Here is a 24,680-nt window from a genome sequence, read left to right on the forward strand (position 1 = left end):
GGGACGGCCATGATGCCAGACGCGGCTGGTGCGCCCGGCCTCAGGGCTGGCTGAGCTGACTGATACCGACCGGCTCGCCGTCGAACAAGGCCTGGACCGGCCGGGTTTCGGGCAACACATACACCACGCTGTGGTGTTTGCCCAGCATGGGGCTGACCACGCTCTCGTAAAACGCCACTGGCACCACCACGCAGCCCAAGGAAATGCGGTTGTCCCCGGGTGTGCTGGAGGCCAGGCGCTGCAGCCGCTGCTCCTGGCTGTTGCCTGGGCGCAGCCGGTGAATCGCCAGGCCTTCGTGGTAGTTGACCCAGATGACTTCCTCCCCCTGCAGGTTGCGCCCCGGCTGGGACAGGAAACGTCCGGCCGGCGTGGTGCGTTCTTCCGGCAGGATGCGGGACAAGGCGCGCTGGCCGATGCCGGGGACCGAGTGGTCGCCGCTGGCCAGTCCCAGCAAGGCGGCCGAGGCGCCGCGCAGCTGGCCATTCGCCTCGAACACAAAAATCCTCGCATCTATCTTGTCGACGATGACAAAAGGCAAACCCTGGTTGTCGGCCGAGGCCAACACCCGGGCAGCGGCATAACGAACGTCGGCGGAAGCGGCTTCCTCGGCAAAGTTGGCCAGCAAGGCAGGCCGGGCGAGCACCGGAGCGTCCATGGCGGCCGCCGGCGCAGACAGCCAGACAAACACACTCACAGCAGCCACGGCGCACAGCGTCTTGCTTTGCAGACTCATCCAGGTTCCCGATTTGGTAGAAATTTTTTCGTACAGAACCGGGAAGCCCCGGACGTGTAGGACATATCCTATCGATCGGGGGCGGGCTTTGGCAAGTCTGGGGGTATTTTTAGGCTGAAATTACTCTCTTTTTGATAGCATCTATGCGAGACAGAAAAAGGCTACGCCGACATTTTTAGAAGTATCCAGAATTTCACCAGGCTGGCCTCATTGTAGGTTTTTTCCTACAGCCAACCGCCCGATGCAAGGCGGTCAGGGGCTGCCTGCTGCCTTGTACGACGCAAAAACGGCTTGCAGGGGCCGCGTTTCAGGCAGGACGTAAACCACACCACTGGCCGAACCCAGAGCGGGTTTGACCACGGCGTCGTAAAACGCGGCAGGCAGGTTGATACAGCCGAAAGAAATGCGGTTGTCGTCCGGCGTGGCGGAGGCCAGCCGTTCCAGCCGGCGTTCGCGGGGCTCCTTGGCGCGCACGCGGTGCATGGACACTGCGGCCTCGTAGTCCACCCAGACAATGTCCTCACCGAAAGAGTTGATGCCGGGCCGCGTCACAAACCGGCCTGCCGGCGTGGTGCGTTCCTGCGGCAGGATGGCGGACATTTCCCGCTCGCCAATGCCGTGGACGGAGTCGTCGCCAACCGCCGAACCCATCAGCGCCGCCGCGGCGCCGACCAATTTTCCGTCCGGCTGGAAGACAAACACCCTGACATGTGGTTTGTCGACAATAACAAACGGCATGCCACGGTGATCGCCTGAAGCCATCACCCAGTTGGCGATCTGGCGCGCTTCGGGTGAGGCCTCTTCCTCGGAAAAATCCGCCACCCGCGGCCACTGCGCCGCGACCTGCGGCCTTGCAGCGGGGTACTGCGGCTGCTTGAGCGTGACCTGGCCCGGAAGCATCAGTGCCAGTGCGGCGCAACCCATGCCCAGCCCCTTGAGGACAGCATCGATTTGTGAAGAGGGTGACATGCTGGCGCTTGCCATGGCCATCAACCGTCAATGCAGCGCAAGAATGCAGGGAAGGCAAATGATGATATTCATTGGCTTCCCTGCGGACTTACGGACAGGACACACCGCTTTTAGTTGCGGTCAGCACGGGGCTCAGGCATGGTGGTTGCCATGCCGCTTTGCGTCGCGCTGTTGTCCAGCGATGTGCCGGAACTGGACGGCGGCTGCGCCTGCATCGTGCTGCTGTCCGTGGACGGTGCCTGCTGCATGGTGCTTCCCGGTGCCATGGGCTCAGCCGCGGGGCTGGGGGCTGTCGATTGCGCATAAGCGAAACCGGCGCCGACAAGCAGTGCGGCAGCGGTGATGGCCGCGGTCAGGGATGGATTAACTTTCATGGATCACTCCTGTGTAAAGCCCGGTGACGGGCGGTGATGTGAATGCCGATCGGGTGACCGACTGCTTTCAATTTAGAACGGCAGCCGTGCAGTCCAGGTCGGTGTCATACCCAGGTGTTTGTAGGACAGGTCCTGTCTACCGGAAAATGCTTGCACAACGTTACGACCGGTTGCAGACCAGCCTGTGCCTTGTGTCAATCGCTATGTTTTTTATAGCTTATTGCGCCCGACCGATCAGGGCTACAGCCATTTTTCTTCCATAAATTTTGGCGCCGGCTGTTGGCGCCACGCCAGACTGGGCCTACACCAGCCAAGGGTGCCGGCCTGCAAGCGCGGCGGGCCGAGCCTCAGACACTGTGAACGTGCAAGCCGGGTGCCGCGCTACAAAGACAGGTATCTGACCTCCGCCCCACAGCGAAACGTCGGAACATTGCCCAGCGGACCCGGCTGCTTTTTTTTGCTCAGCCTGCGGCTTGCAGTTGGCGGGCCTGGGCCAGGGCCTGACTCACCTCGTTGTGGCCTTGTGCCGCACCACTTTGCGGCACGGTTTCGCCGCCGCGTGCGGTCACTTCCGCCAGACGCGCCGCCAGCGCTTCCGGCACCTCATCCCCCGTGCCTAACCACACACCCTGCGTCAGGGTGATGTGTGCGGCTTCAAAAGTACCGGCACCGGCGCACAAAATGGTTCGTGTCGGCGCGTCCTGCGCGGCCAGCACCAGCATCGCGGGCACCACGGCTTCGGGCTGCAGGGCCTGCAACACTTCTTCGGGCATCAGGCCTTCGGTCATGCGGGTGGCGGCGGTGGGCGCCAGGCAATTGACACGAATGTCGTTTTTCACACCTTCGATCGACAAGGTCTGCATCAAACCGACCAGCGCCATCTTGGCCGCGCCGTAGTTGGACTGGCCAAAGTTGCCGTACAGGCCCGAGGACGAGGTTGTCATCACGATGCGGCCGTATTTTTGCGCACTCATGATGTCCCAGACCGCCTTGCTGCAATGCACGGCACCCATCAAATGCACGTCCATCACCAGCGCAAAGTCGGCCAGCTCCATCTTGGCAAAACTCTTGTCGCGCAGGATGCCGGCGTTGTTGACCAGGATATCGACCCGGCCCCAGGTATCCATGGCCTGTTGCACCATGGCCTGCACCGCGGCAAAGTCGGTGACCGAGGCGCCATTGGCGATGGCTTCGCCGCCGGCCGCACGGATTTCATTGACCACGGCTTCGGCCGCACTGACCGAGCCGCCGGACCCGTCACGTGCGCCGCCCAGGTCATTGACCAGCACCTTGGCGCCGCGCCTGGCCAGCGCCAGCGCATGTTGCCGGCCCAGCCCGCCGCCGGCCCCGGTCACGATGGCCACGCGGCCTTTGAAGTCAATACCCATGTCTATGTCCTGTCTTGTTGGTGATTCGCAGCCAGCTTGGGCTCTGGTAGCCTAGCCATGCAAACCCTACTGTAATTGACCGGGCCCTGCCCCCTGAAAGCCACCATGGAACTGAACCGCGAAACCGTCACCACCCCGCCGCGCCCCGCCGCCACCATTGTGTTGCTGCGCGATGTCCCGGCTGGGCTCGAAGTTTTTCTGATGAAACGCCACGGCCTGTCCGATGTGCTGGGCGGCGCTTATGTATTTCCCGGCGGCAAGGTCGATGCGGCGGATGCCGAGCTCGACATGGCGGTACACCTGGACCAGCCGCTGCCTGTCCTGCACGCCGGCCTGAATGAAGCCGACATTGACGAACGTACCGCCGCCGCCCTGTATGTGGCGGCCTTGCGCGAAGCCTTTGAAGAATCCGGCGTGTTGTTTGCGCACAGCGCCGCATCACCCGAGCCGGCCACGCAGGCGGCGGCACTGCTGCGCGAAGGCCAGGGTTTTAATGCAGTGCTGGCGCAGATGGCGCTGCGCCTGTTGACACGCAGCGTCGTGCCCTGGTCACGCTGGATCACACCGCTTGTACCTTCGGTGACAAACAAACGTTTCGACACGCGTTTTTTTGTCGCGGCCGTGCCGGCCGGCCAGATCGCGCGCCACGATGATTTTGAAACCACCGAAAGTACCTGGCTCAGCCCACGCGCCGCCCTGCAACAATATTGGGCAGGCGACATCGAGCTGGCACCGCCACAAATCATGAGCCTGGCCCACCTGGCGCGCCATTCCACCGTGGACAGCGTGTTGGCCGCAGCGCGGGCGCGACTGCCGCCTGTGATCCAGCCCGAGCCGTTTGAACATGAAGGCAACCGGGTGATTTGTTACCCCGGCGACGAGCGCCACTCGGTGCGTGAACAAGCCCTGCCCGGCCCGACGCGGCTGCGGTATCACAACAAACGGTTTGAACCGCTGGACGGCTTTGAGGCTTTGTTCCGCTAAAAACTCAAGCCGCCAGAAGCGCTGGAGAGGCCACGACAGCGTTTGACGCCAGCTGCGCCTGCACCACACCGGCCAGCCAGCGGTCAATCTGCGCCGGGTCGTTGATGGTCTTGAGCGCCTGGTAGGCGGTTTCGGCTTCGGGGAAACGGCGGCGCAAAAAGTTGAGCCACTGCTTGAGCCGGCCTGGACGCGAGCGCGCATCCAGCCGCGTACACACCACCTGCCAGAACTCCGCCAGCAGCGGCACCAGGGCGGTCCAAGTCATGCCGTCCTGCGCCCCGCGCTGCGAGGCCTTGATCGCCAGGCCCAGGCCCGGGTCCGCCACCGCGCCCCGGCCAATCATCAACATGTCGCAGCCCGAGGCCTCGCGGCAGCGGCGCGCATCGTCCACGGTCCAGATTTCGCCATTGGCCACCACGGGAATGGCCACTGCGGCGCGTATGTCGGCGATACGTTCCCAATACGCCGGCGGCCGGTAAGCCTGCAGCTTGGTGCGCGCATGCACCACCAGTTCATCGGCGCCGTTCTCGGCCATGGCCAGCGCACATTCCACGGCCTGGCTGTCGTCGTTGAACCCCAGGCGCATCTTGGCCGACACCGGCATATGGGCCGGCACGGCGCGCCGCACGGCCGCCACAATCGCCGCGATGGTCTCGGGCTCTTGCAGCAAGGCCGCGCCACCGCCATGGCGGTTCACCACCTTGGCCGGGCAGCCGAAATTCAGGTCGATGCCGGCCGGGCCCAGTTCCGCCAGTCGCGCGGCGTTTTCCGCCAGGCAGACCGGATCCGACCCCAGCAACTGCGCCCGCACCGGCACACCGGCCAGGGTGCGGCCGCCGTTGTGCAGCTCGGGCACGATGCGGGTGAACACACGTTCGGGCAACAACTGGTCGGTGATACGGATGAACTCGGACACGCAGCGGTCAATGCCGCCGGCCCGCGTCAGAATGTCGCGCAGCACAAAGTCCAGAAGCCCTTCCATGGGCGCAAGCAGGATGGTCATGAGGTGATGATGCTAGCGCGCTCTGTCGCTGGCAGCGAGGTTTATAAGCAAAAAAGGCCTCTAGCCCTTTAAGCACGGGCGCAATAAGCTCTATTTTTTATAGCAAAAGTGCATGATGAAAAAAGCCGTCCTACAACACAAGCGGGCACGTCTGACAGACGGCGGCAGCTAGCCAGCCTACAGTCAAACCTTCACCCCAGGAGACTTCATGGCAAGGCTGACCGGCCCCCGCAGCACGGACAAACGAAAAACCGACCCGGTGCCGATGGAGCCGCCCGCGCCAGCCCCCAACAAGGGCTGGCCTTTTGCGGCAGGTTCGCAAAACCACAGAGACGACACCGCGGCGCCCTGGCCGCGGCCGGTTTCAACACCGGTCCGGCCCAAGCCCGATCAGTAGCTGCCGATGTAATCCTTCTTGCCCACTTCCACACCGTTGTGGCGCAGGATGGCATACGCCGTGGTGGTGTGGAAGAAGAAATGCGGCAGGCCGTAGTTGAGCAGGTAAGACTGGCCGCTGAAGATTTTTTCTTTGGGCGTGCCGGCTTGTGTGACGATCTTGCGTTCTTCGCTGCCGTCGATTTGCGCTGCGCTCAGGCTCTCGACAAATGCCAGGGTTTTGGCGATACGCGCTTGCAGGTCGGCAAACGTCTCTTCCTTGTCTTCAAAGCTGGGCACGTCCACGCCGGCAATACGCGCCGACACACTTTTGGCGAAGTCACAAGCCACTTGCACCTGGCGCAGCATGGCAAACATATCGGGGTAAAGACGGGCCTGCAGCAAAGCGTTGGGGTCGATTTTTTTGGCCGTGGCGTGGGCCTCGGCTTTGGCCAGCACAGCGCTCAGGCCGCCCAGCATTTGTTTGAAAACGGGAACGGAAGCTTGGTACATGGAAAGTGTCATGGGGAATCCTGGGCGTGGGTGAATAAAAGAAAAAAACCGGTTCAGCGGGCCCATCGGGCAAGTCCGACAAGCGCTGGGCTTGTATCGAATCTGAGGATGGGCAACAGACGCTATCATCGCGCCGCACCAGGGGTCCGGCGGGAACGCGCGCTGAATTTCAGTATAGCGGCGCAGGCCGACAGCGATTTAAACCGGCTTGAGAATCACCTTGGCCAGCAAGGCCAGACAGGCAAACTTCAACACGCTGCTCAGGGCCAGAACGATCAACAACACCGCCGGCCAAGGGCTGTCACCGGCGGGGAGATAAAAGTGGCCGGACTCGCTGCCGCCCAGGCCACGGCTCAACAGGTTTTCCACGGCGTCTGCGCCCACCAGCCCCAGCATCAACCAGGGCATCTGCCGGGCCAGACGACCAAAGGGCCGGCCCGCGGCAATCGCCGCCGGCGCGGCGCGCCTGGCGCCCCAGGCCACCAGCCAGGCCAACAACAGTCCATACGCTGCCAAAAAATACCAGTCCCAACGCAGCGCCCGCTGTAGCGCCTCGGCACGGCAACTGATGCTCAGGTCCGCAACCCAAGGCGCCAGCAGTTGTGTGCCCAGCAAGGAAAAAGCCGCACCGCCCCGGCTGCAGGCGGCCGCCGCCAAGCCCCACGCTTGCCAGCCCAGGACCACCGCCGCGAGCGCCAAGACCCACCCCAGCCAGAAGACGGCTGGCGCCGCACGCCGCATGCTCAGCGCCGGCTTGGCCTCCTCTATGGGCAAGGCCGAGGGGTCCAGCAATGCGTCGGGATCACGCCACCGCGAACTCAGGCCGGTCCAGGCCCAGAACGGCGACTGCACCGTTTCGTCATGCCGGGCTTGCAGCGCATGGGGCGTGCCGGGGCGATCTGGCACAAAGCGCATCCCGCAGCCGGCCGCCTGCTCCCGCATCCACTGCAGCGTGATGCTGGACAGGCCGTCCTGGACATACGAGCCACCAATGTCGCTGTGGTTGCCGCGAAACCAGCGTTCGTCGAACGAACGGCACAGGCCCTCTTCCGCTGTGAAACCCGGCGGGGTGTAGTTTCGCGGTGTGTATTTGCGCCGGGTTTCGTGCAGTGCCAGTGCATGCCGCACGTGCACAAAACGTTTGTCGGCCACGGTAGGTGCATTGGAAATTTTCAAGCCCTTGCCGAACAGGTCGATGCCGACACTTTCGACCGTGTCCCAGACACCGATGAAATGAATCAACGGCCGGCGGTTCAGCGAAAAATGAACCCCCACCTCGCGGGCGAAATCCTCGCGGACCCGGCCGGCCCGGTTGATCCGCCCCTGGGGTGAAAAATAGCTGCGCACCAGCAAAGGCAGGATGGCCAGGCCAGACGCATGCACCAGGCCGTACATATTGAGCATGCCGGCCACGGCGCGGGCGGTGAAGGCCCCGCGCGAAAAACCGAAGAGGCAGATGCGGTCTCCGTCCTGGTATTGCTCGACCAGGAAACGGTAGGCTTCGGCGATGTTGTCGAACACACCGCGGCCCAGGGCCAGGCCCACCCATTGGGAGCTGGCGCGCAACCCGCGTTCTATCGGATTGACGGCCGGGAACTCGTTGGGTGTGCCGACACCGGGGTCGTAAAACGCAATTTGCCGCGCGGCATCGGATTTGTCCACGGCACGAAACAACTTGACGACATTGGTGTCCCGGCTGTCACCCAGGATGTTGCCGGTGCCATCCAGAAACAACATCAAGGTGCGCCCGGGTTTGTCGCCCCAGGCCAGCTGGCTGGCGTGGCACTGGGCCAGGACCGCCTGCCGGCGTTCGGCCTCCGACGGCGGTGCCGCCGCGACGCTCATGGCGCGGCCTTGGCAATCACGGCCATGGTTTGCGGCAGGGCCGCCGGCACCACCCCCTTGGCGTCATTCTTTTTCATGAAAGCCTCGCTACGTTGGTGAACGACCACGCGTCGCCCCGTGATCTGTGATCAAAGCGCTGAACTGCAGTCTAGCCACGGGCGGCGAAACCGGCCACCCCTGTTTGCAGGAGGCGGTGGGCGGGCTAACGCCGCAGCCGCTGGACCCCGCTCACCACGGCCAGCACCAGCGCGCCAGCCAACATACCCACGAGCGCATCCGCCAACAGGGGAACGACGGCGCCCAGCACGGGGCCGGCCCGCACCGCCAGCGCTTCGATGGCGTGGTGCAGGGCTGCAATGCCATGCGTCAAAATGCCGCCGCCGACCAGGAACATCGCGGCCGTGCCCAACACCGACAAAGCTTTCATCAACCAAGGGGCGGTCCACAAAATGCCACGGCCCACGCTGCGCTGTAGCCGTGCGGCGGCTTGCTCACCGGTTTTTTGGCTCAGGTACAAGCCGCCGTCATCCAGCTTGACGATGGCCGCCACCAGGCCGTACACCCCCACGGTCATGACAACCGCAATGCTGCTGAGCACGCTGAACTGCGTGACAAGAGGACTGGCCTGCACGGTGCCCAGTGTGATCGCGATGATTTCGGCCGACAAAATGAAGTCGGTACGCACCGCACCTTTGATCTTGTCTTTTTCAAGCGCCACCATGTCCACCGCCGGGTCCAGCAGCGCCTGCATCAGCTTTTGTTCATGCGCAGCATCTTCGGCCCGGCTGTGCAGGAATTTGTGCGCCAGTTTCTCGAAACCTTCGTAACAAAGAAAAGCGCCGCCCAGCATCAGCAACGGCGTGACGGCCCAAGGTGCAAAGGCGCTGATCGCCAGGGCCGCGGGCACCAGGATGACCTTGTTCAGTGCAGAACCTTTGGCCACCGCCCAGACCACCGGCAACTCGCGGTCGGCCCGCACGCCCGACACCTGCTGGGCGTTCAGGGCCAGGTCGTCGCCCAGCACACCGGCGGTTTTTTTAGCCGCCACCTTGGTCAGCAGCGCGACATCGTCAAGCACGGTGGCGATGTCATCAATCAGTGCAAAGAGGCTGCTGGCCATAAAGGAGTGTCCCGGAAAGTGAAGTCGACAAACAGGCATTGTCACCGCAGCGCCCGCGGGCTGAACCCAGGCGACGCGCGCCAGCCCTTGCATTTGGCCGCTTCGTTGCCACATCCCTGTGACACCCTCTGGCGCACCCGTCAGCCCTGTCCATGCCACTTCTGATTTTTTCCGCCCTGCTCCACGCCTATGTGGGCGCTCGCCTGTTGCCCGGCCTGGGTGCTTGGCCCATGGCGCAAGGGTTGCTGGGCCTGGTCCTGCTGGCGTCCATGGTGGTCACGCCGCTGGGGCTGACGGCGCGGCGTTTCAAGTCGCCGGTGCTGGCGGACCGCGTGGCCTGGGCCGGCATGTTGTTCATGGGTTTGTTTTCTTCGCTGTTTGTGCTGAGCTTGCTGCGCGACGCCGCCCTGCTGCTCGCCTGGCTGCTGCAGGCCCTGGTGCCCACGGCTTTGTCACTGGACACCTTCAGCGCCTGGACGGCCGCCGCGGTGCCGCTGCTGGGGCTGCTCATGACCTTGCTGGGTTTTGTCAACGCCAGGCGCACCGCCGCCGTGGTGCGGGTCGATGTACCGATTCAAGGGCTGCCGCCGGCCCTGCACGGCTTTGCGATCGCGCAGATCAGCGACATCCACGTCGGGCCTACCATCAAGCGCGGCTATCTGCAGGCCATCGTGGATGTGGTCAACCAATTGCAGGTGGACATGGTGGCCGTGACCGGCGACCTGGTGGACGGCACGGTGGCCGATCTGGCGCCCCATGTGGCGCCGCTGGCGGACTTGTCGTCCACCCACGGCACCTACTTTGTCACCGGCAACCATGAATATTATTCAGGCGCCCACGCCTGGATTGCCGAATTGCAACGCCTGGGCATACGTGTGCTGATGAACGAACACGTGGTGCTGCAACACGGCCATCCGCAACAGGCGCTGGTGCTGGCCGGGGTGGCCGACTGGAGCGCCGGACATTTCGACCACAGCCACCGCAGCGACCCGCATGCGGCCATGGCCGGCGCGCCGGTGCAGGCGGCGGTCAAGCTGCTGCTGGCGCATCAGCCACGCAGCGCGACCGAAGCGGAAAAAGCCGGCTTCGACCTGCAGTTGTCCGGCCATACCCACGGCGGGCAGTTCTGGCCCTGGAATTTTTTCGTGCGTTTCCAGCAACCTTTCACGGCTGGCTTGCACCGTCTGCACAAACTCTGGATTTACACCAGCCGCGGCACCGGTTATTGGGGACCGCCCAAACGTTTTGGCGCACCGTCGGAGATCACGCATTTGCGGCTGGTGCCGGCCTGAGAGCCTGGTCAGTAACGACTGGCGGTCAGGCGACCGATCAACAGGCCTATCAGCAAGGCGGTACCGACGGCCTGCAGCGGATGCTCCTTGATGTAGGCCTTGGAATAATCCGCCGCCTGCAGCGGTGCATCACTCAAGCGGTGCGCCTGGTCGCTGACCTTGCCGGCCACGCTGCTGGCGCCGCTGGCCAGTTTGTCCACCGTGTTGTGCGCGGCAGTCGCAGCTCGGTCCACCGTGCTGCGCGCCGGGTCGGCGACCTTGTCAATCGTCTCGTGCAGCGTGCTGCCCGCCTGGCTGACGCCACGCAGCAAGGCGTTTTCGCCGGAGGACGTTGTGCTTGGGTCTGGGTACTGGGTGCCGTTCGATTTGTCCATGGTGGATTCCTTCAAAGTAAGTGGGATAGCAAGCGTGCCCGCGTCGCCAAAAGGCATGACTGGGGCACACACCCCACTGTTATGCGACAGGCCGCTCACGCCTGTGCGCGAGGAGATGGCCTGCCTGTAGGACAAGGGACCCGAACTCAAGCCTCGTCGAACAAGCCAGGTGTGCCGCGCATGGCGCCTTCGATGATCAACAGCCGGAGTTTGGCGCGGATACCACCGCTTGCCGAAAATCCGCCCGGCTTGTCCCCAGCCGCCAACACGCGGTGACAGGGCACCACGGGTGCAAACGGGTTGCGCCCCAAGGCCTGGCCGACCGCACGTGCGGCGCCGGGTTCGCCCAGTTGCGCCGCGACTTCGCCATACGTCAGGGTCTGACCAGGCGGTATGCCCAGCGCCACCGCATACACCCGCTGGTGGAAGGCCGGTACTCCCCGCATGTCCAGCACCAGTGTGCTGAAGTCGTGGGCTTCGCCGCGCAACATGGCCGTGATGCCGGCGATCGCGGCCTGCACATCGGCCGGCGGCGGCGCTTCGGGCGCGCCGGGAAAACGCTGGCGCATCCGTTGCTGCGTCTGCCGTGCATCCGCCTCGGGCAGTTGCACACCGCGTAGGCCTGCCTCGCCCCAGGCCAGGCAACAAGGACCGATGGCGGTATCAAACAAGGTGAAAAAAACAGTCGGGCTGGCGGGACGCATGGTGGGGCTTATCGTAATACAGCGGCTGCCGGCGCGCAGCGGCGACTTGGCCGGTTTTCGCTACCAAATGTATAGCTGCTTGCGCCCGTATCCACTGAGCGGGAGGCCAAAAACAATGGATAAACCGGCTGTCAGCCGGCGCTGACAAGAACTGGGCGGATTTTCCTAGGGACGGCCGGAGGCGAGCGGTGCAGCATGGCGCTCTAACCGGAGCATGACCATGAACCCTCTTTTCGCCAGCCACAGCGGTGGCCGTCGCCGCCAGGACAACCCGGACGACATCCCCGGGCCGGAAGAAACCGAAGACTTACCGCTTGCGCCGGAAGATGATTTCTCGGTGATTCCGGACGAAGAAAGAGTCATCGACATGCCGTCCTGAAGCGCTGGCGCGCCGGACGCTTTAACCGACGTCGCGCTTGAGTCGGATTTCTTCGAGTTTGACCGGGCCGACCAGCACGGTTTTCAGCGTGGTCATCTCGCGTTTGAAACCGGCCAGTTCGAAGAAACGCATGGCGCGTTCATTGCGTACCGGCACCCAGACGGTGACCTTGGTGCAGCCTTCTTCTTTCAGGCCGTCGTTGCCGGCATCCCACAAGGCCACGCCGACACCGTTGTTCCAGTGCGCCGGATCCACGTAAAGGGCCCAGATTTCACCGCAGGTGGAAGGCGTGCCCTTGTCGCGCGAGCGGTCAAAGCCGACAAAACCAATCACCTGCCCGTCTATCGTCGCCACATGCACTTGTGGCTCCATGTATTCGATGGCATCGCGCCAGAACTGCTGGCGCTTGTCGATCGACAGGGTGCCCAGATGTTCGTCGGGCACCAGTCCCTGGTAAGCGGCCCGCGAAGAGGCGGCATTGATTTCGGCGATGGCTTTGGCATCGCGCACGGTGGCGGGGCGGACTAGGTAGCTGGACATGAAGGAAAAGACGCTCTGAGGAATCGTTGATGGGGGGACTGGGATTGTCGCAGCAAATGCGGGCCGGGGTTCAACCACGCCCCGGTCCCAACAATTCCCTGGCCGCCGGCCCACCCCAAACATCGGCGGTTTCAAGTGTAAAAAATCAGAACTCTTTCCAGTCCCCCGCGACTGAAGACCTGGCCACCGCCATGGACCTGACCGGCAAAGCGCCCATCACCCGTTGACGCGGCTGCGGCTTCAAGGTCGGTGCCACCCGGGCTTGTGTGGCACGTACCGGCACCGACACCGTCGCCTGCGCATGGTCCAGCTTGAAGACACTGACCACTTGCGACAAACCACTGGCCTGCTCCTGCAAGGAAGCCGCAGCCGCTGCGGCTTCTTCCACCAGCGCGGCGTTTTGCTGGGTCACCTGGTCCATCTGGGTGATGGCCTGGTTGATTTGTTCAATGCCCGAGGTCTGTTCCTGGCTGGCCGCGGTGATCTCGGCCATGATGTCGGTCACGCGTTTGACGCTGTCCACGATCTCATCCATGGTCTTGCCGGCTTCGGCCACCTGTTTGCTGCCTTCTTCGACTTTGTCTACCGAATCACCGATCAGCGTTTTGATCTCTTTGGCGGCGGCAGCACTTCTTTGAGCCAGGTTGCGCACTTCGGCAGCCACCACGGCAAAGCCTCGGCCCTGTTCGCCGGCCCGGGCGGCTTCGACCGCGGCGTTGAGGGCCAGGATGTTGGTCTGAAAAGCAATACCGTCGATCACGCCAATGATGTCAACGATCTTTCTTGACGACGCATTGATGGCGCCCATGGTGCCCACCACTTCGGCGACCACGCTGCCGCCGCGCACGGCGACGCTGGAGGCAGAAACAGCCAACTGATTGGCCTGGCGAGCGTTGTCGGCATTCTGTTTGACGGTCGAGGTCAGCTCTTCCATCGAGGCTGCGGTTTCTTCCAGGGAACTGGCTTGTTCTTCGGTGCGCGAGGACAAGTCCTGGTTGCCGGAGGCGATCTGGCTGGAGGCCGTGGCGATCGTGTCTGTGCCGCTACGCACTTCGCCGACCACTTTGGCCAAGCTGTCGCGCATGCTTTTGATGGCGAACAAGAGGCTGGACCTGTCGTTCGTCTGGATGTTGACATTCACCGACAAATTGCCGGCGGCTATGCTGGTGGCAATCTCGGCCGCGTAATCCGGCTCGCCGCCAAGTTGTTTCATCACGTTGCGGGTCAACCAGAAGGTGACACCAGCGCCCAGCAGAATGGCCACCAAAGCCATCACCAGGCTGATGATCAGCATTTTTTGGGTAGCAGCGCGCAGCTCCGATTCGGCGTTGTCGGCGGCCGCATTTTTGTCCTTGATGAATATCTGCAACTGCGCGCGCATTTCGCGCCAGGCCGGCGTTTCTTCGGTGTTCAAAAGGGTCATGGCCGCATTCAAGTCCCCGACGGAAAGTTCGGCAATCCTGGTTTGCAGCAAGGCCTGTTTCTCGCGCAAGGCCCCCACCTTCTGCAAGATCGCCAGGGCCGGTGCATCGGCGCTGGCCAGCTTTAAGGCGGCGTCGTGGGAATCCTTGAATTCGCTGCTGGCGACCCTGAGGTTTTCATGGGCTTTTTTATTGGCGGGGTCCAGCACGATGTTTCGCAAAGCCTGGCCCATTTGCAAACCTTGCGCGTAGAGGTTGCTGCCGGCCTGCAGCAAGGCCTGGTCTTGCGCCAAAAAACTTTCGAATCGACTTTTGGCGTTTTGCATTCCGACAAGCGCCACACCGATGGCGAATGTGAAACAGGCGCAGACCAGCACCATCACGACAATCATCTTGGTTCTAAGTTTCACGTGCATCTTTCATTTGGTTTATACGTGGGAAGGCCCCCACACCCATTGCGGAGGCCGACCCTCAAAATATCAAGCCCTAGACGGACAAGTCCGGCTTAAAACGTTTCCCAATCCCCAGCGGCCGCCGGAGCGGCAATCGCCTGTTTGGCAGCGGGTGGCTGCATCGGGGATTTTTTTCGCTGACTGCTCGCCGGACGTCTGGCCTGAGCCACATGGATTTGCTGTTCGTTGTCCAGCTTGAAGATACTCACCACCTGGGACAGCCCGCTGGCCTGCTCCTGCAGCGAAGCCGCAGCGGCGGCCGCTTCTTCCACCAGCGCGGCGTTTTGCTGCGTCACCTGGTCCATCTGGGTGATGGCCTGGTTGATTTGTTCGATGCCCGAGGTCTGTTCCTGGCTGGCCGCGGTGATCTCGGCCATGATGTCGGTCACCCGTTTGACGCTGTCGACAATCTCGTCCATGGTTTTGCCGGCTTCGGCCACCTGTTTGCTGCCTTCTTCGACTTTGTCGACGGAGTCACCAATCAGGGTTTTGATCTCTTTGGCGGCGGCAGCGCTGCGCTGGGCCAGGTTGCGCACTTCGGCCGCGACCACGGCAAACCCTCGACCCTGTTCACCAGCGCGCGCGGCTTCGACCGCGGCATTCAGGGCCAGGATGTTGGTCTGGAAAGCAATCCCATCAATCACACCGATGATGTCGACAATCTTGCGGGACGATGCATTGATGGCACCCATGGTGCCGACCACTTCGGCGACCACACTGCCGCCGCGCACGGCAACGCTGGAGGCAGACACCGCCAACTGGTTCGCCTGCCTGGCGTTGTCGGCGTTTTGTTTGACCGTGGAGGTCAACTCTTCCATCGACGCCGCCGTCTCTTCGAGGGAACTGGCTTGTTCTTCGGTGCGCGAGGACAAGTCCTGGTTGCCGGAGGCGATCTGGCCCGAGGCGGTTGCGATGGTGTCTGTGCCTTGACGCACTTCACCCACCACCTTGGCCAGGCTGTTATTCATGGCTTTCAAGGCTTGCATCAGTTGGCCGGTTTCGTCCCGGCTGCTGACTTCGATCTGGCTCGTCAGGTCGCCGGCGGCGACGGTTTGCGCCACTCTCACGGCGTCATTGATGGGCCGCGTGATGGAGCGGGTGATGAACCAGGCCACAAACACGCCCAAGGCAATCGCCAGACCACCCATCACCAGCATCAGCAGGCGTGCCTGGGCATATTCGGTTTTGCTCTGTGCTGAGGCCTCATGGATCATCACGCGCTCATAGGCCACCAGCTCGTCAATGACCGCAATGGCCCGGCGCGTGGCCGGCGCGGAGTCCCTCATGAATATCTCCGTCGCCTCGGCACCCTTGTTCTGCAGGCCCAACTCGACCACTTTGTTCACAAAGGGCGCAGCCACCTTGATGGACTGGTCCAGCTTTTCCATGAATTCTTTTTCTTTGGCATCCATGCGGATGCTGAGCAGGATCTCCTTGGCCTTGCCGTATTTTTGACGGGCAAGCTTCAGCTTGTCATTTTGCTCACGCATGCCGGCTGCGTCTTCCAGCAGCACGATGGTGTTGGCGATCAGGGCGATGTCCCTGAAGTTGTCCACCATCTCATTGGCCGCAAAACTCTTGACGTTGTATTCATCCACGATCAGGTTCAAGCGGGCTTCGATGCGGCTCATGGAGTTCAAGCCCAGGCCCACGATGGCGGCCAGAATCAGCAGGATCAGGGCGAAGGCGAGGCCCAGGCGTGTGCCTATTTTTAAATTTGCGAATGACATGTTGGTTTCTTGAAGAGTTGGGCAGATAAGGTGTTGGAGGTTTTCAGGCGGACGCCATCTCGGCCAGGCCCATGTCATCGCTGGTCATGAGGCGATCGAGATCGACCAGGATCAACATCCGCTCATCGAGCGTGCCCAGGCCAATCAGGTAGTCGGTGTCCAGCACAGCCCCCATCTCGGGTGCCGGTTTGACTTGTTCCGGCGTCAGGGTGATCACGTCCGAGACGCTGTCCACTACCATGCCCATGACCCGGCTGGCGATGTTCAGGATGATCACCACCGTGAAGGGGTCGTAGGTTGGTGTGCCCAGCTTGAACTTGATACGCATGTCGATGATCGGCACGATGATGCCGCGCAGGTTCACCACCCCTTTGATGTGTTCCGGCGCATTGGCAATACGCGTGACCGCGTCGTAGCCGCGCAGCTCCTGCACCTTCTGGATATCGATGCCGTACTCTTCCTGGCCCAGTGTGAAGGCCAGGAATTCCAGTGCCCTGGCGCCTGATAGGCCATGAGACGACACGGCCAGCGCCGTGGGATGATGTTTGCTTTCTGTCGCGTGCATAAGCACTCCTTGAAGGAATGGCACGCCCGACCAATCGTCCGCATGACTTGGACCTGAAAGGCAATGCCGATAACCGAGACCTACCTCTGTCTAACGGCCAAAGCTGGAGAAACTCAAGGGCCTTCGCCCTGGGGTTTTCCCGACTCTCCTTAGAACGTTTCCCAGTCCCCCGAGGAAGCAGCAGCCAGCTTCAATGAAGGCTGGGATTTGGCGCCTCGTCCGGCAAGCCTGGGTGTGGGCGACGGTGTCGGGACGCGACTCTGGGCAGCGGGGTCCGCGCGCCCGGCCTGGGCCATGGAGTGGCGCTGATCGCGGTCCAGTCTGAACACGCTCACCACCTGCGACAGCCCACTGGCCTGTTCCTGCAGCGAAGCAGCGGCAGCAGCAGCCTCTTCGACCAAAGCGGCGTTTTGCTGGGTCACCTGGTCCATCTGGGTGATGGCCTGGTTGATTTGTTCGATGCCCGAGGTTTGCTCCTGGCTGGCGGCGGTGATCTCGGCCATGATGTCGGTCACCCGTTTGACGCTGTCGACAATCTCGTCCATGGTTTTGCCGGCTTCGGCCACTTGTTTGCTGCCTTCTTCGACTTTGTCGACCGAATCACCGATCAGGGTTTTGATCTCTTTGGCGGCGGCAGCACTTCTTTGGGCCAGGTTGCGCACTTCGGCCGCGACCACGGCAAACCCTCGACCCTGTTCACCAGCGCGCGCGGCTTCGACCGCGGCATTCAAAGCCAGGATGTTGGTCTGGAAAGCAATCCCATCAATCACACCGATGATGTCGACAATCTTGCGGGAAGACGCATTGATCGCACCCATGGTGCCCACCACTTCGGCGACCACGCTGCCGCCGCGCACGGCAACGCTGGAGGCAGACACCGCCAACTGGTTCGCCTGCCTGGCGTTGTCGGCGTTTTGTTTGACCGTGGAGGTCAGTTCTTCCATGGAGGCTGCGGTTTCTTCCAGGGAGCTGGCTTGTTCTTCGGTACGGGAAGACAAGTCCTGGTTGCCGGAGGCGATTTGGCCTGAGGCGGTGGCGATGGTGTCCGATCCCTGGCGCACATTCCCCACAATGGTGGAAAGGCTGGACTGCATGGCCGAGAGAGAGGTCAGCAACTGGGCCACTTCGTCCTTGCCTTCAACCCGGATGGAATGGGTCAGGTCGCCCTGGGCCACGGCATTGGACGCGTCGATGGCTTGACGCAGTGCGCGTGAAATGCCGCGAATCAGGGTCAGGCCGAACAGCACGGCAAACAGTACGCCGGCCACGATGGCGCTGATGGCCAGCATGCGGATGGTTTGATACCGGGCCACGGCAGCGTCGTACTCCACCTTGGCGACGTCGAGCTGCATCTTCATCAGGGCATCGACGCCGTCACGCACAGGTGGAAAGAGTGGGCTAATCTTTTCGATCACGATCTGTTTGGCGCGCTCCAAATCGTTGGCGCGCAGGGCGGCCACGGCGGGCATGAGGCCTTCCTGCACGAACTTGGCACGGTCGTCGGCAAATTTCTTGGCGATACTGTTTTCTTCCGGCGTGAGAGTGGTCGCCACGTAGCTCTCCCACACCTTGGCCATGGCCGTCAGGTTGACTTCGACCTCGTTGAGGTTCTTGGTGAAGCTCTCGGGGCTCGGGATGGCGATGCTGCTGGCAATGGCCAGCCGGTTGCGCAGCAGCAGCCGGTTGATCTCAGCAATCTGCCCCGTGGCCACGGTGCGGTCTTCGTACACCGTTTTAAGCGCTTCGTTGGACTGGCTAATGCCAAGCAGGCCCACGCCGCCAATAGCCACCAGCAATGCGGACAGGATGCCGATCAAAATCATCAGGCGGGTGGATATTTTGAGATTGTTCATGATGTTGTTTTCCGTGGTTTCTTCATTGAATTGGTTGGGCAAGCAGGCCCATCTCGTCACTGGTCATGAGCTTGTCGAGATCGACCAGGATCAGCATGCGTTCGTCCAGCGTGCCCAGACCAATCAGGTACTCGGTGTCCAGCACAGCCCCCATCTCGGGTGCCGGTTTGACTTGTTCGGGCGTCAAGGTAATCACGTCCGAGACGCTGTCCACTACCATGCCCATGACCCGGCTGGCGATGTTCAGGATGATCACCACCGTGAAGGGGTCGTAGGTTGGTGTGCCCAGCTTGAACTTGATACGCATGTCGATGATCGGCACGATGATGCCGCGCAGGTTCACCACCCCTTTGATGTGTTCCGGCGCATTGGCAATACGCGTGACCGCGTCGTAGCCGCGCAGCTCCTGCACCTTCTGGATATCGATGCCGTACTCTTCCTGGCCCAGCTTGAAGGCCAGGAACTCCAGCGCCCGGGTCGCCGCAGCGCCCACAGGCGTCACCGCCGCGGTTGCGGGGTGGGGGTGGCTTGTTGTCGTGTGCATATGCACTCCCGTTTGAAGTTTCAATAATGAGGGTCCTGCCGGCATCCGGCCTGGACCTGCTTTTCCTCTAGCCAGATGACTAGCGCCGTCCTCCAGCAACATCACCACCACGGCTCTTGTTCAATGGGTTCAGGCGCCAGGAAAGACGGGCATTTAAATTTAATCCTTTAGTTCTACCGACAATTGGTCGATAAATGAACCGGATTGGCGTCTTATTGATATGTAACGTCGTTCTTGGGCCGCTGGAATGGGGCGTCACGACATGGCGCACGCAGCTTGCTGGCTTGATGTCGCCCCCGCCAGGCGCACCTAAACTCGAACCATGTCCGCAGCGCCCCTCGACCCCACTTTTCAGGCCCGGCTGGAGCCGCAGGGGCAACGATTTGACGCGCCGGCGTCCCAGCCGCTGTTGTTGTCGGCGCAACAAGCCGGCATAGAACTCGGCAGTTCCTGCCGCAATGGCACCTGCCGCAGCTGTATCTGTCGCTTGGAGAGCGGGCAGGTGAACTACCGGATCGCGTGGCCGGGTCTGAGCGCCGACGAAAAACGCGAGGGCTACATCCTGCCCTGCGTCGCCTACCCGCTGTCGGATCTGGTGATAGAGTTGCCGGCCCTTTAGTTACGAGCAAAAACAGGCTCCAGACCAGGAAGGACGGTCGCAAGCAGCTCTTCTTTTCATAGCGTCTGAGGCTGTGCAGTGATTTGTCACACAAGCCTGCAAGGATGGCCCCATGCATGATTCGCCGCCCCTTGCCGATGCGCACCGCTTGTCCCGCACCCCCGACGCTGGGGCAACGTTTGCCGAACACGAAGACTTCAAGGCCCTGCTGCTGGCCGGCGCGGCGCATCTGGAGGTGCATGAAGTGGCCGAGGTACACACCGCCGGCCCCTCGTTTCCGGTCTATACCGCCAGCATCGGCTCAAGCGCCCCAGACGCGCCGGCGCTTGGTTTTTTCGGCGGCATCCACGGCCTGGAACGTATAGGCACACAACTGATCCTGCATTACCTGCGCGCCCTGCTGTTCCGCCTGGCCTGGGACACGCTGCTGCAGCAGCAGTTGCAAAAAATCCGGCTGATCTTCATGCCCATCGTCAACCCCGGTGGCATGTGGGCGCAGCAACGTGCCAACCCGCGCGGCGTGGACCTGATGCGCAATGCGCCGCACCGGGCCGAATACCCCGTGCCTTTTCTGGCCGGCGGCCAAACCTGGAGTCCATGGCTGCCCTGGTATTGCGGCCGGCCCGGTGCGCCCCTGGAAACCGAAAGTGCGGCCCTGCTGCAAGTGGTGCGCGAACAACTGGCCTGTCGGCCTTTCAGCCTGGCGCTGGATTGCCATTCGGGTTACGGCTTCAGTGACAGCCTCTGGTTTCCCTATGCCAAAACCCGCCGCCTGATGCCGCACCTGGCCGAGATGTGGCGGCTCAAAACGATGCTGAAACAGTCACATCCGCACCACGACTACCGCTTCGAGCCTCAGAGCAAACAATACCTGTTACACGGCGACCTCTGGGACCATGCTTACGAGCACACGCCGGCCGGCCATGTGTTTTTGCCGATGACGCTGGAGCTGGGCTCGTGGTTGTGGATACGCAAAAATCCGCGCCAGCTTTTGTCCAAACACGGCATTTTCAACCCCATCAAGACGCACCGCACCCAACGGGTGTTGCGCCGTCATGCCGACCTGTTGGATTTCCTCACCCGCGTCGCCTTTGCCGCGCCCGGCTGGTTGCCGCAGGCCGAGCAGCGTGAGCGCTTGCTGCAACAGGCCACCGCGCACTGGCGGCCGGAGCGCCCTGGCCGTACCGCCTGAGTTCAGCCCGCCGCAGCGTACGGGCTTTGCTGCGCGGCCAAGGTGCCCAGGGTTTGCATCGCCGCTTCAAAACGCGGGCTCCAGGGGTGGCCGCAGTTCAGGCGCAGGCAATGCCGGTAGTTGCGGCGTGCTGAAAATATCGGCCCGGGCGCCACGCTGATACCGTGCAACAGCGCCGCTTGGTGCAGGGCCAGCGCATCAAAACCAGGATCAAACGCCACCCAGACAAAATAACTGCCGGCCGGCCGCGAGACACGCACCCCCGCCGGAAAATAACGCGCAATCGCCGCCAGCAGGCTGGACAGTTGCGACTCCATGGCGTGGCGCAATTTGCGCAGGTGTTTGTCGTAACCGCCATGCTGCAGGTAATCGGCCAGGGCCAGTTGCGTCGGCAGGCTGGCCGACAAGGTGGTCATGAGTTTGAGCCTTTCGATTTGCTGGCCAAAACGCCCTGGCGACACCCAGCCCACGCGGTAACCCGGCGCCAGCGTCTTGCTGAAAGAGCTGCAATGCATCACCAGGCCCTTGCGGTCAAAAGCCTTGGCGGGCAGCGGCGCGCGATGGCCGAAATACAACTCGCCATACACATCGTCTTCGATCAGCGGAATGCCATGGCTGGCCAGCAGCGCCACCAGCGCCTGCTTTTTCTCCAGCGGCAGGCTGGCACCTGTCGGGTTCTGGAACGAGGTCATGAACCAGCAGGCCTTGACTGGATGCTGCTTGAGCGCGGCTTCCAATGCGGCCAGGTCCAGCCCGTCCTGCGGATGCACGGGGATCTCCAGCGCTTTCATCTTCAGGCGTTCCAGCGCCTGCAAACCCGCGTAAAAACCCGGCGACTCGATCGCCACCAAATCGCCCGGTTGGGCCACCGCCGCCAGGCACAGGTTGAGCGCTTCCAGTGCGCCGCTGGTGATGATCAAGTCATCCGCCGGCTGGGACAAACCCATGGCCAGGTAACGCAGCGCAATTTGCTGGCGCAAAGCCGGGTGGCCTTGCGGCAGGTGTGTCACCATGTCCTGACCAAACATGCGGGGTGCCGTGCGCGCCAGCGACTTGCCCAGCCGCTGCAGGGGAAACAGCTCGGTCGCCGGAAAAGCCGAACCCAGCGGCACGATGTCGGCGTCCTGCACCGCGCCCAGCACCGAAAACACCAGCTCGCTGATGTCCAGCCGGGGCGCGACGCGGGCCGACGTTTTGGCCGCCGCGACCAAGGCGGCCAGCGGCTGGCTGGCCGGACCAATGACGTAATAACCGGAACGTGGACGGGCCCGCACCAGGCCTTTTTCTTCCAGCCGGTAATAAGCCTTGAAGGCCGTGGACGCACTCAGGCCGTGCTGGGCCGTGATGGTGCGGATCGAGGGCAAACGGGTGCCCGGGGCCAGGCGCCCGTTGCGGATGTCGGTGGCCAGCAGTTCCACCAGTTGTTCGTAACGTTTCATTGAGCTTCCGCCATGTGCTGTCCCGCCAGCCCGCCAGGCTGGGCAAAATCTGATATTGTAATTTTCAGAATTTACGCATCTGATATGGTTTTTTACATCGCATCTGAGTCTTACCTTGGCGGCACTTGTGGCGCATGATTCAGGCTTATGGCAACAATCTTTTCTTTTGCACGCCGTTCGGCCGTGCCCGGCTTGCTGGCCTGCCTGATGGCTTGGGGCCCCAGCCCGGCTGCCGCGGCTACCCCAGCCCCTTTTGAAAACACCATCGCCCAACGCGCCATGGCCTGCACCGCCTGCCATGGCCCGCAAGGCCGCGCCGCACCGGACGGTTATTACCCGCGCCTGGCCGGCAAACCCGCGGGTTATCTGTACAACCAGTTGCTCAACTTCCGCGATGGCCGGCGCCACTACGGGCTGATGACCCAGTTGCTGGAACCCCTCAGCGATACCTACCTGATGGAAATGGCCACGTATTTTTCGCGGCTGGATGTGCCCTACCCGGCGCCCGTGCCCGGCAAGACCTCGACTGACGTGCTGAGCCAGGGCCAACGACTGGTGCTGGAAGGTGATGCCGCGCGCCGCGTTCCGGCCTGCGTGCAATGCCACGGCCAGGCCATGACCGGCGTGGTGCCCAACATCCCCGGCCTGCTGGGTTTGCCGCGTGACTACCTCAATGCCCAGTTGGGTGCCTGGAAAGCTGGCCAGCGCCGCGCCCACGCACCGGACTGTATGAAAGAGGTGGTGGAGCGCTTGAGCCTGGACGACATCAACGCCGTCTCCCACTGGCTGTCGGCCCAGCCCCTGCCGGCCAATACCCATCCCGCCACCAGCCTGCCCGCGCCTGTGCCGGGCACCATCGCCATGACCTGCGGCAGCGCGCCCGCCGCCGCATTAAAAACCCAGCCATGAACAAACTTTTGAAATGGGCGCTGGGCGCCCTTCTGCTGCTCGCCGCCCTCACCGCGCTGGTCTGGTCGCTCAATGTGCGCGACGAAGTGAATGTCAAAACACCGGTGGCTGCGGCCGCGCCCAGCGACACCCTGATCGCGCGCGGTGCCTACCTGGCGCGCGCCGGCAACTGCATGACCTGCCACACGTCACGCGGCGGCGCCAGTTATGCGGGCGGGCGCGGCATCGCCACGCCGTTTGGCACCGTCTACACCTCCAACCTCACCCCCGACGAAAAAACCGGCATCGGCAGCTGGTCGCCCGCACACTTCTGGCGCGCCATGCACAACGGCCGCTCCAAAGACGGCCGCCTGCTCTACCCGGCTTTCCCCTACCCGAGCTACACCCAGGTCACACGCGAGGATTCGGACGCCTTGTTTGCCTACCTGGGCAGCCTGCCCGCCGTGGCGCAAAGCAACCCGCCGCACGGGCTGCGTTTTCCCTACCAGTCGCAAGCGGCACTGGCGGTGTGGCGCGCATTGTTTTTCAGCCCCGGCGTCTACCAGCCCGATACCAGCCGCAGCGCCGAGTGGAACCGCGGCGCCTATCTGGTCAAAGGCCTGGGCCATTGCGCCGCCTGCCACACGGCGCGCAACGCCATGGGCGCCAGCGACCAAGGGCTGGACCTGGCCGGTGGCCTGATCCCCATGCAAAACTGGTACGCCCCGGCGCTGACCTCGCCCTTTGAAGCCGGTGTCGGTGACTGGGACCGGCAACACATCGTCAGCCTGCTGAAAACCGGCGTCTCCCCCCGTGCCTCGACCTCAGGCCCCATGGCCGAGGTGGTGCTGCGCAGCACCCAATACCTGAACGATGCCGACCTGGGCGCGATGGCGCAGTTTTTGAAAGAACTGGCGCCAGCATCAGACAGCGCGGCCAAACCGATGGCCCTGCCCGCCGCCGCCAACGTGGCGGTACGCGGCGCCAAGCTCTACGAACAACAATGCGCCCAGTGCCACGGCGACAAGGGCCAGGGTGTGCCCAATGCCTACCCGGCGCTGTCGGGCAACCGCGCCGTGACCATGCCTTCGACTGCCAATCTTGTGCAGATCGTGCTGAACGGCGGCTTTGCACCGGCCACCGAAGGCAACCCGCGACCCTTTGGCATGCCACCTTTTGTGCTGGTGCTGAACGACAGCGACATCGCCGCCGTGCTCACCCATATCCGCCAGTCCTGGCGCAACCAGGCCAGCGAAGTCACAACGCTGGAAGTCAACCGCATACGCGCCAATCAGAATAAATAAGCCAAATCAGCGCCCGCCATTTCCCGCCGGGCCGCCCCAAGGGAAATGAGCCCCCTTGGGGGCAGAGAGTTACACGTTAG

General features: G+C 62.7%; 25 protein-coding genes. 8 read left to right on the forward strand and 17 right to left on the reverse strand.

Translation table 11 applies throughout. The features are described from left to right. Positions 1–40: 40 nt before the first annotated feature. The 4 genes from R6254_RS13020 to R6254_RS13035 all read right to left on the reverse strand — a co-directional run bounded on the left by R6254_RS13020 (position 41) and on the right by R6254_RS13035 (position 3,464). Positions 41–733, reverse strand: a complete 693-nt coding sequence (locus tag R6254_RS13020; RefSeq protein WP_318407370.1) for a hypothetical protein — start codon at positions 731–733, stop codon at positions 41–43. Positions 734–985: 252 nt separating this feature from the next. Next, positions 986–1,702, reverse strand: a complete 717-nt coding sequence (locus R6254_RS13025) for a hypothetical protein (RefSeq protein ID WP_318407372.1) — start codon at positions 1,700–1,702, stop codon at positions 986–988. 110 nt (positions 1,703–1,812) lie between these two features. After that, entirely contained in the window at positions 1,813–2,076 is a 264-nt protein-coding gene (locus tag R6254_RS13030; RefSeq protein ID WP_318407374.1) for a hypothetical protein, read from the reverse strand. Between the two features lie 461 nt (positions 2,077–2,537). After that, the gene (locus R6254_RS13035) at positions 2,538–3,464 is read right to left on the reverse strand and encodes an SDR family NAD(P)-dependent oxidoreductase (protein WP_318407375.1); all 927 of its coding nucleotides are present in this window, start codon (positions 3,462–3,464) and stop codon (positions 2,538–2,540) included. A 105-nt stretch (positions 3,465–3,569) separates the two neighbouring features. Between R6254_RS13035 and R6254_RS13040 the strand changes: the two genes are divergently transcribed. Further along, a complete protein-coding gene (locus tag R6254_RS13040) occupies positions 3,570–4,448 on the forward strand; it encodes an NUDIX hydrolase (RefSeq protein WP_318407376.1) in 879 nt (292 codons plus the stop codon). A 4-nt stretch (positions 4,449–4,452) separates the two neighbouring features. Here R6254_RS13040 and R6254_RS13045 read toward each other — a convergent pair whose 3' ends face one another. Continuing rightward, positions 4,453–5,451, reverse strand: coding sequence for a tRNA dihydrouridine synthase (locus R6254_RS13045; RefSeq protein WP_318407377.1), 999 nt, complete (start codon positions 5,449–5,451; stop codon positions 4,453–4,455). A 208-nt stretch (positions 5,452–5,659) separates the two neighbouring features. Between R6254_RS13045 and R6254_RS13050 the strand changes: the two genes are divergently transcribed. Then, positions 5,660–5,848: a hypothetical protein gene (locus R6254_RS13050; RefSeq protein WP_318407379.1), complete on the forward strand. Its 189-nt coding sequence runs from the start codon at positions 5,660–5,662 to the stop codon at positions 5,846–5,848. On the opposite strand, the gene R6254_RS13055 is transcribed toward R6254_RS13050, so the two are convergent. The 3 genes from R6254_RS13055 to R6254_RS13065 form a co-directional block, all read right to left on the reverse strand. Next, positions 5,842–6,351, reverse strand: coding sequence for a DUF1993 domain-containing protein (locus tag R6254_RS13055; RefSeq protein ID WP_318407380.1), 510 nt, complete (start codon positions 6,349–6,351; stop codon positions 5,842–5,844). The two genes, R6254_RS13050 and R6254_RS13055, sit on opposite strands and share 7 nt — an antisense overlap. A gap of 186 nt (positions 6,352–6,537) precedes the next feature. Further along, the gene (locus R6254_RS13060) at positions 6,538–8,184 is read right to left on the reverse strand and encodes a T6SS phospholipase effector Tle1-like catalytic domain-containing protein (protein WP_318407382.1); all 1,647 of its coding nucleotides are present in this window, start codon (positions 8,182–8,184) and stop codon (positions 6,538–6,540) included. Positions 8,185–8,386: 202 nt separating this feature from the next. Then, positions 8,387–9,304 (reverse strand): DUF808 domain-containing protein, encoded by a 918-nt coding sequence (locus tag R6254_RS13065; protein ID WP_318407383.1) that lies wholly within the window; start codon positions 9,302–9,304, stop codon positions 8,387–8,389. 128 nt (positions 9,305–9,432) lie between these two features. Here R6254_RS13065 and R6254_RS13070 point away from each other — a divergent pair, with 128 nt between their 5' ends. Further along, complete coding sequence (locus R6254_RS13070; protein ID WP_412103171.1) at positions 9,433–10,596, forward strand: metallophosphoesterase; 1,164 nt, start codon at positions 9,433–9,435, stop codon at positions 10,594–10,596. 8 nt (positions 10,597–10,604) lie between these two features. Here the strand turns inward: R6254_RS13070 and R6254_RS13075 are convergent, their stop codons facing one another. Further along, positions 10,605–10,970 carry a hypothetical protein gene (locus R6254_RS13075; protein ID WP_318407386.1) on the reverse strand — a complete coding sequence of 122 codons (366 nt, stop codon included), beginning with the start codon at positions 10,968–10,970 and terminating at the stop codon, positions 10,605–10,607. 146 nt (positions 10,971–11,116) lie between these two features. Beyond that, positions 11,117–11,674 (reverse strand): methylated-DNA--[protein]-cysteine S-methyltransferase, encoded by a 558-nt coding sequence (locus R6254_RS13080; RefSeq protein WP_318407387.1) that lies wholly within the window; start codon positions 11,672–11,674, stop codon positions 11,117–11,119. 220 nt (positions 11,675–11,894) lie between these two features. Here R6254_RS13080 and R6254_RS13085 point away from each other — a divergent pair, with 220 nt between their 5' ends. Then, positions 11,895–12,053 carry a hypothetical protein gene (locus R6254_RS13085; protein ID WP_318407389.1) on the forward strand — a complete coding sequence of 53 codons (159 nt, stop codon included), beginning with the start codon at positions 11,895–11,897 and terminating at the stop codon, positions 12,051–12,053. A 21-nt stretch (positions 12,054–12,074) separates the two neighbouring features. Here R6254_RS13085 and R6254_RS13090 read toward each other — a convergent pair whose 3' ends face one another. The 6 genes from R6254_RS13090 to R6254_RS13115 form a co-directional block, all read right to left on the reverse strand. After that, a complete protein-coding gene (locus R6254_RS13090; protein ID WP_318407391.1) occupies positions 12,075–12,593 on the reverse strand; it encodes a GNAT family N-acetyltransferase in 519 nt (172 codons plus the stop codon). A gap of 145 nt (positions 12,594–12,738) precedes the next feature. Next, positions 12,739–14,424 carry a methyl-accepting chemotaxis protein gene (locus R6254_RS13095; protein ID WP_412103164.1) on the reverse strand — a complete coding sequence of 562 codons (1,686 nt, stop codon included), beginning with the start codon at positions 14,422–14,424 and terminating at the stop codon, positions 12,739–12,741. A gap of 95 nt (positions 14,425–14,519) precedes the next feature. Beyond that, the gene (locus tag R6254_RS13100) at positions 14,520–16,196 is read right to left on the reverse strand and encodes a methyl-accepting chemotaxis protein (RefSeq protein ID WP_318407394.1); all 1,677 of its coding nucleotides are present in this window, start codon (positions 16,194–16,196) and stop codon (positions 14,520–14,522) included. A gap of 43 nt (positions 16,197–16,239) precedes the next feature. After that, positions 16,240–16,761: a chemotaxis protein CheW gene (locus R6254_RS13105; RefSeq protein WP_318407395.1), complete on the reverse strand. Its 522-nt coding sequence runs from the start codon at positions 16,759–16,761 to the stop codon at positions 16,240–16,242. Between the two features lie 149 nt (positions 16,762–16,910). Continuing rightward, complete coding sequence (locus tag R6254_RS13110) at positions 16,911–18,614, reverse strand: methyl-accepting chemotaxis protein (RefSeq protein WP_318407397.1); 1,704 nt, start codon at positions 18,612–18,614, stop codon at positions 16,911–16,913. A 22-nt stretch (positions 18,615–18,636) separates the two neighbouring features. Further along, a complete protein-coding gene (locus R6254_RS13115) occupies positions 18,637–19,158 on the reverse strand; it encodes a chemotaxis protein CheW (protein WP_318407398.1) in 522 nt (173 codons plus the stop codon). Between the two features lie 322 nt (positions 19,159–19,480). Here R6254_RS13115 and R6254_RS13120 point away from each other — a divergent pair, with 322 nt between their 5' ends. Both R6254_RS13120 and R6254_RS13125 read left to right on the forward strand, forming a co-directional pair. Beyond that, the gene (locus tag R6254_RS13120; protein WP_318407399.1) at positions 19,481–19,777 is read left to right on the forward strand and encodes a 2Fe-2S iron-sulfur cluster-binding protein; all 297 of its coding nucleotides are present in this window, start codon (positions 19,481–19,483) and stop codon (positions 19,775–19,777) included. A gap of 112 nt (positions 19,778–19,889) precedes the next feature. After that, positions 19,890–20,969 carry a M14 family zinc carboxypeptidase gene (locus R6254_RS13125; RefSeq protein WP_318407400.1) on the forward strand — a complete coding sequence of 360 codons (1,080 nt, stop codon included), beginning with the start codon at positions 19,890–19,892 and terminating at the stop codon, positions 20,967–20,969. Positions 20,970–20,971: 2 nt separating this feature from the next. On the opposite strand, the gene R6254_RS13130 is transcribed toward R6254_RS13125, so the two are convergent. Next, positions 20,972–22,408 (reverse strand): aminotransferase-like domain-containing protein, encoded by a 1,437-nt coding sequence (locus R6254_RS13130; protein ID WP_318407401.1) that lies wholly within the window; start codon positions 22,406–22,408, stop codon positions 20,972–20,974. 147 nt (positions 22,409–22,555) lie between these two features. On the opposite strand from R6254_RS13130, the gene R6254_RS13135 reads away from it, so the two are divergent. Continuing rightward, positions 22,556–23,317, forward strand: coding sequence for a c-type cytochrome (locus R6254_RS13135; protein ID WP_412103165.1), 762 nt, complete (start codon positions 22,556–22,558; stop codon positions 23,315–23,317). Beyond that, complete coding sequence (locus R6254_RS13140) at positions 23,314–24,600, forward strand: c-type cytochrome (RefSeq protein WP_318407402.1); 1,287 nt, start codon at positions 23,314–23,316, stop codon at positions 24,598–24,600. Before R6254_RS13135 ends, R6254_RS13140 begins: the two co-directional genes overlap by 4 nt. Positions 24,601–24,680: the final 80 nt, after the last annotated feature.

Origin of the sequence: Polaromonas potterensis (assembly GCF_033446725.1) — a bacterium.
In the GTDB taxonomy this organism is placed as follows: Bacteria; Pseudomonadota; Gammaproteobacteria; order Burkholderiales; family Burkholderiaceae_C; genus Polaromonas.

What these genes read in the sequence shown, in the direction of transcription:
- R6254_RS13035 (WP_318407375.1), bottom strand. Translation starts at nt 3,464, where the DNA reads ATGGGTATTGACTTCAAAGGCCGCGTGGCCATCGTGACCGGGGCCGGC.
- R6254_RS13140 (WP_318407402.1), top strand. Translation starts at nt 23,314, where the DNA reads ATGAACAAACTTTTGAAATGGGCGCTGGGCGCCCTTCTGCTGCTCGCC.
- R6254_RS13065 (WP_318407383.1), bottom strand. Translation starts at nt 9,304, where the DNA reads ATGGCCAGCAGCCTCTTTGCACTGATTGATGACATCGCCACCGTGCTT.
- R6254_RS13030 (WP_318407374.1), bottom strand. Translation starts at nt 2,076, where the DNA reads ATGAAAGTTAATCCATCCCTGACCGCGGCCATCACCGCTGCCGCACTG.
- R6254_RS13130 (WP_318407401.1), bottom strand. Translation starts at nt 22,408, where the DNA reads ATGAAACGTTACGAACAACTGGTGGAACTGCTGGCCACCGACATCCGC.
- R6254_RS13020 (WP_318407370.1), bottom strand. Translation starts at nt 733, where the DNA reads ATGAGTCTGCAAAGCAAGACGCTGTGCGCCGTGGCTGCTGTGAGTGTG.
- R6254_RS13085 (WP_318407389.1), top strand. Translation starts at nt 11,895, where the DNA reads ATGAACCCTCTTTTCGCCAGCCACAGCGGTGGCCGTCGCCGCCAGGAC.
- R6254_RS13050 (WP_318407379.1), top strand. Translation starts at nt 5,660, where the DNA reads ATGGCAAGGCTGACCGGCCCCCGCAGCACGGACAAACGAAAAACCGAC.
- R6254_RS13115 (WP_318407398.1), bottom strand. Translation starts at nt 19,158, where the DNA reads ATGCACACGACAACAAGCCACCCCCACCCCGCAACCGCGGCGGTGACG.
- R6254_RS13025 (WP_318407372.1), bottom strand. Translation starts at nt 1,702, where the DNA reads ATGTCACCCTCTTCACAAATCGATGCTGTCCTCAAGGGGCTGGGCATG.
- R6254_RS13060 (WP_318407382.1), bottom strand. Translation starts at nt 8,184, where the DNA reads ATGAGCGTCGCGGCGGCACCGCCGTCGGAGGCCGAACGCCGGCAGGCG.
- R6254_RS13110 (WP_318407397.1), bottom strand. Translation starts at nt 18,614, where the DNA reads ATGAACAATCTCAAAATATCCACCCGCCTGATGATTTTGATCGGCATC.
- R6254_RS13075 (WP_318407386.1), bottom strand. Translation starts at nt 10,970, where the DNA reads ATGGACAAATCGAACGGCACCCAGTACCCAGACCCAAGCACAACGTCC.
- R6254_RS13135 (WP_412103165.1), top strand. Translation starts at nt 22,556, where the DNA reads ATGGCAACAATCTTTTCTTTTGCACGCCGTTCGGCCGTGCCCGGCTTG.
- R6254_RS13040 (WP_318407376.1), top strand. Translation starts at nt 3,570, where the DNA reads ATGGAACTGAACCGCGAAACCGTCACCACCCCGCCGCGCCCCGCCGCC.
- R6254_RS13100 (WP_318407394.1), bottom strand. Translation starts at nt 16,196, where the DNA reads ATGTCATTCGCAAATTTAAAAATAGGCACACGCCTGGGCCTCGCCTTC.
- R6254_RS13045 (WP_318407377.1), bottom strand. Translation starts at nt 5,451, where the DNA reads ATGACCATCCTGCTTGCGCCCATGGAAGGGCTTCTGGACTTTGTGCTG.
- R6254_RS13080 (WP_318407387.1), bottom strand. Translation starts at nt 11,674, where the DNA reads ATGCGTCCCGCCAGCCCGACTGTTTTTTTCACCTTGTTTGATACCGCC.
- R6254_RS13105 (WP_318407395.1), bottom strand. Translation starts at nt 16,761, where the DNA reads ATGCACGCGACAGAAAGCAAACATCATCCCACGGCGCTGGCCGTGTCG.
- R6254_RS13120 (WP_318407399.1), top strand. Translation starts at nt 19,481, where the DNA reads ATGTCCGCAGCGCCCCTCGACCCCACTTTTCAGGCCCGGCTGGAGCCG.
- R6254_RS13125 (WP_318407400.1), top strand. Translation starts at nt 19,890, where the DNA reads ATGCATGATTCGCCGCCCCTTGCCGATGCGCACCGCTTGTCCCGCACC.
- R6254_RS13055 (WP_318407380.1), bottom strand. Translation starts at nt 6,351, where the DNA reads ATGACACTTTCCATGTACCAAGCTTCCGTTCCCGTTTTCAAACAAATG.
- R6254_RS13090 (WP_318407391.1), bottom strand. Translation starts at nt 12,593, where the DNA reads ATGTCCAGCTACCTAGTCCGCCCCGCCACCGTGCGCGATGCCAAAGCC.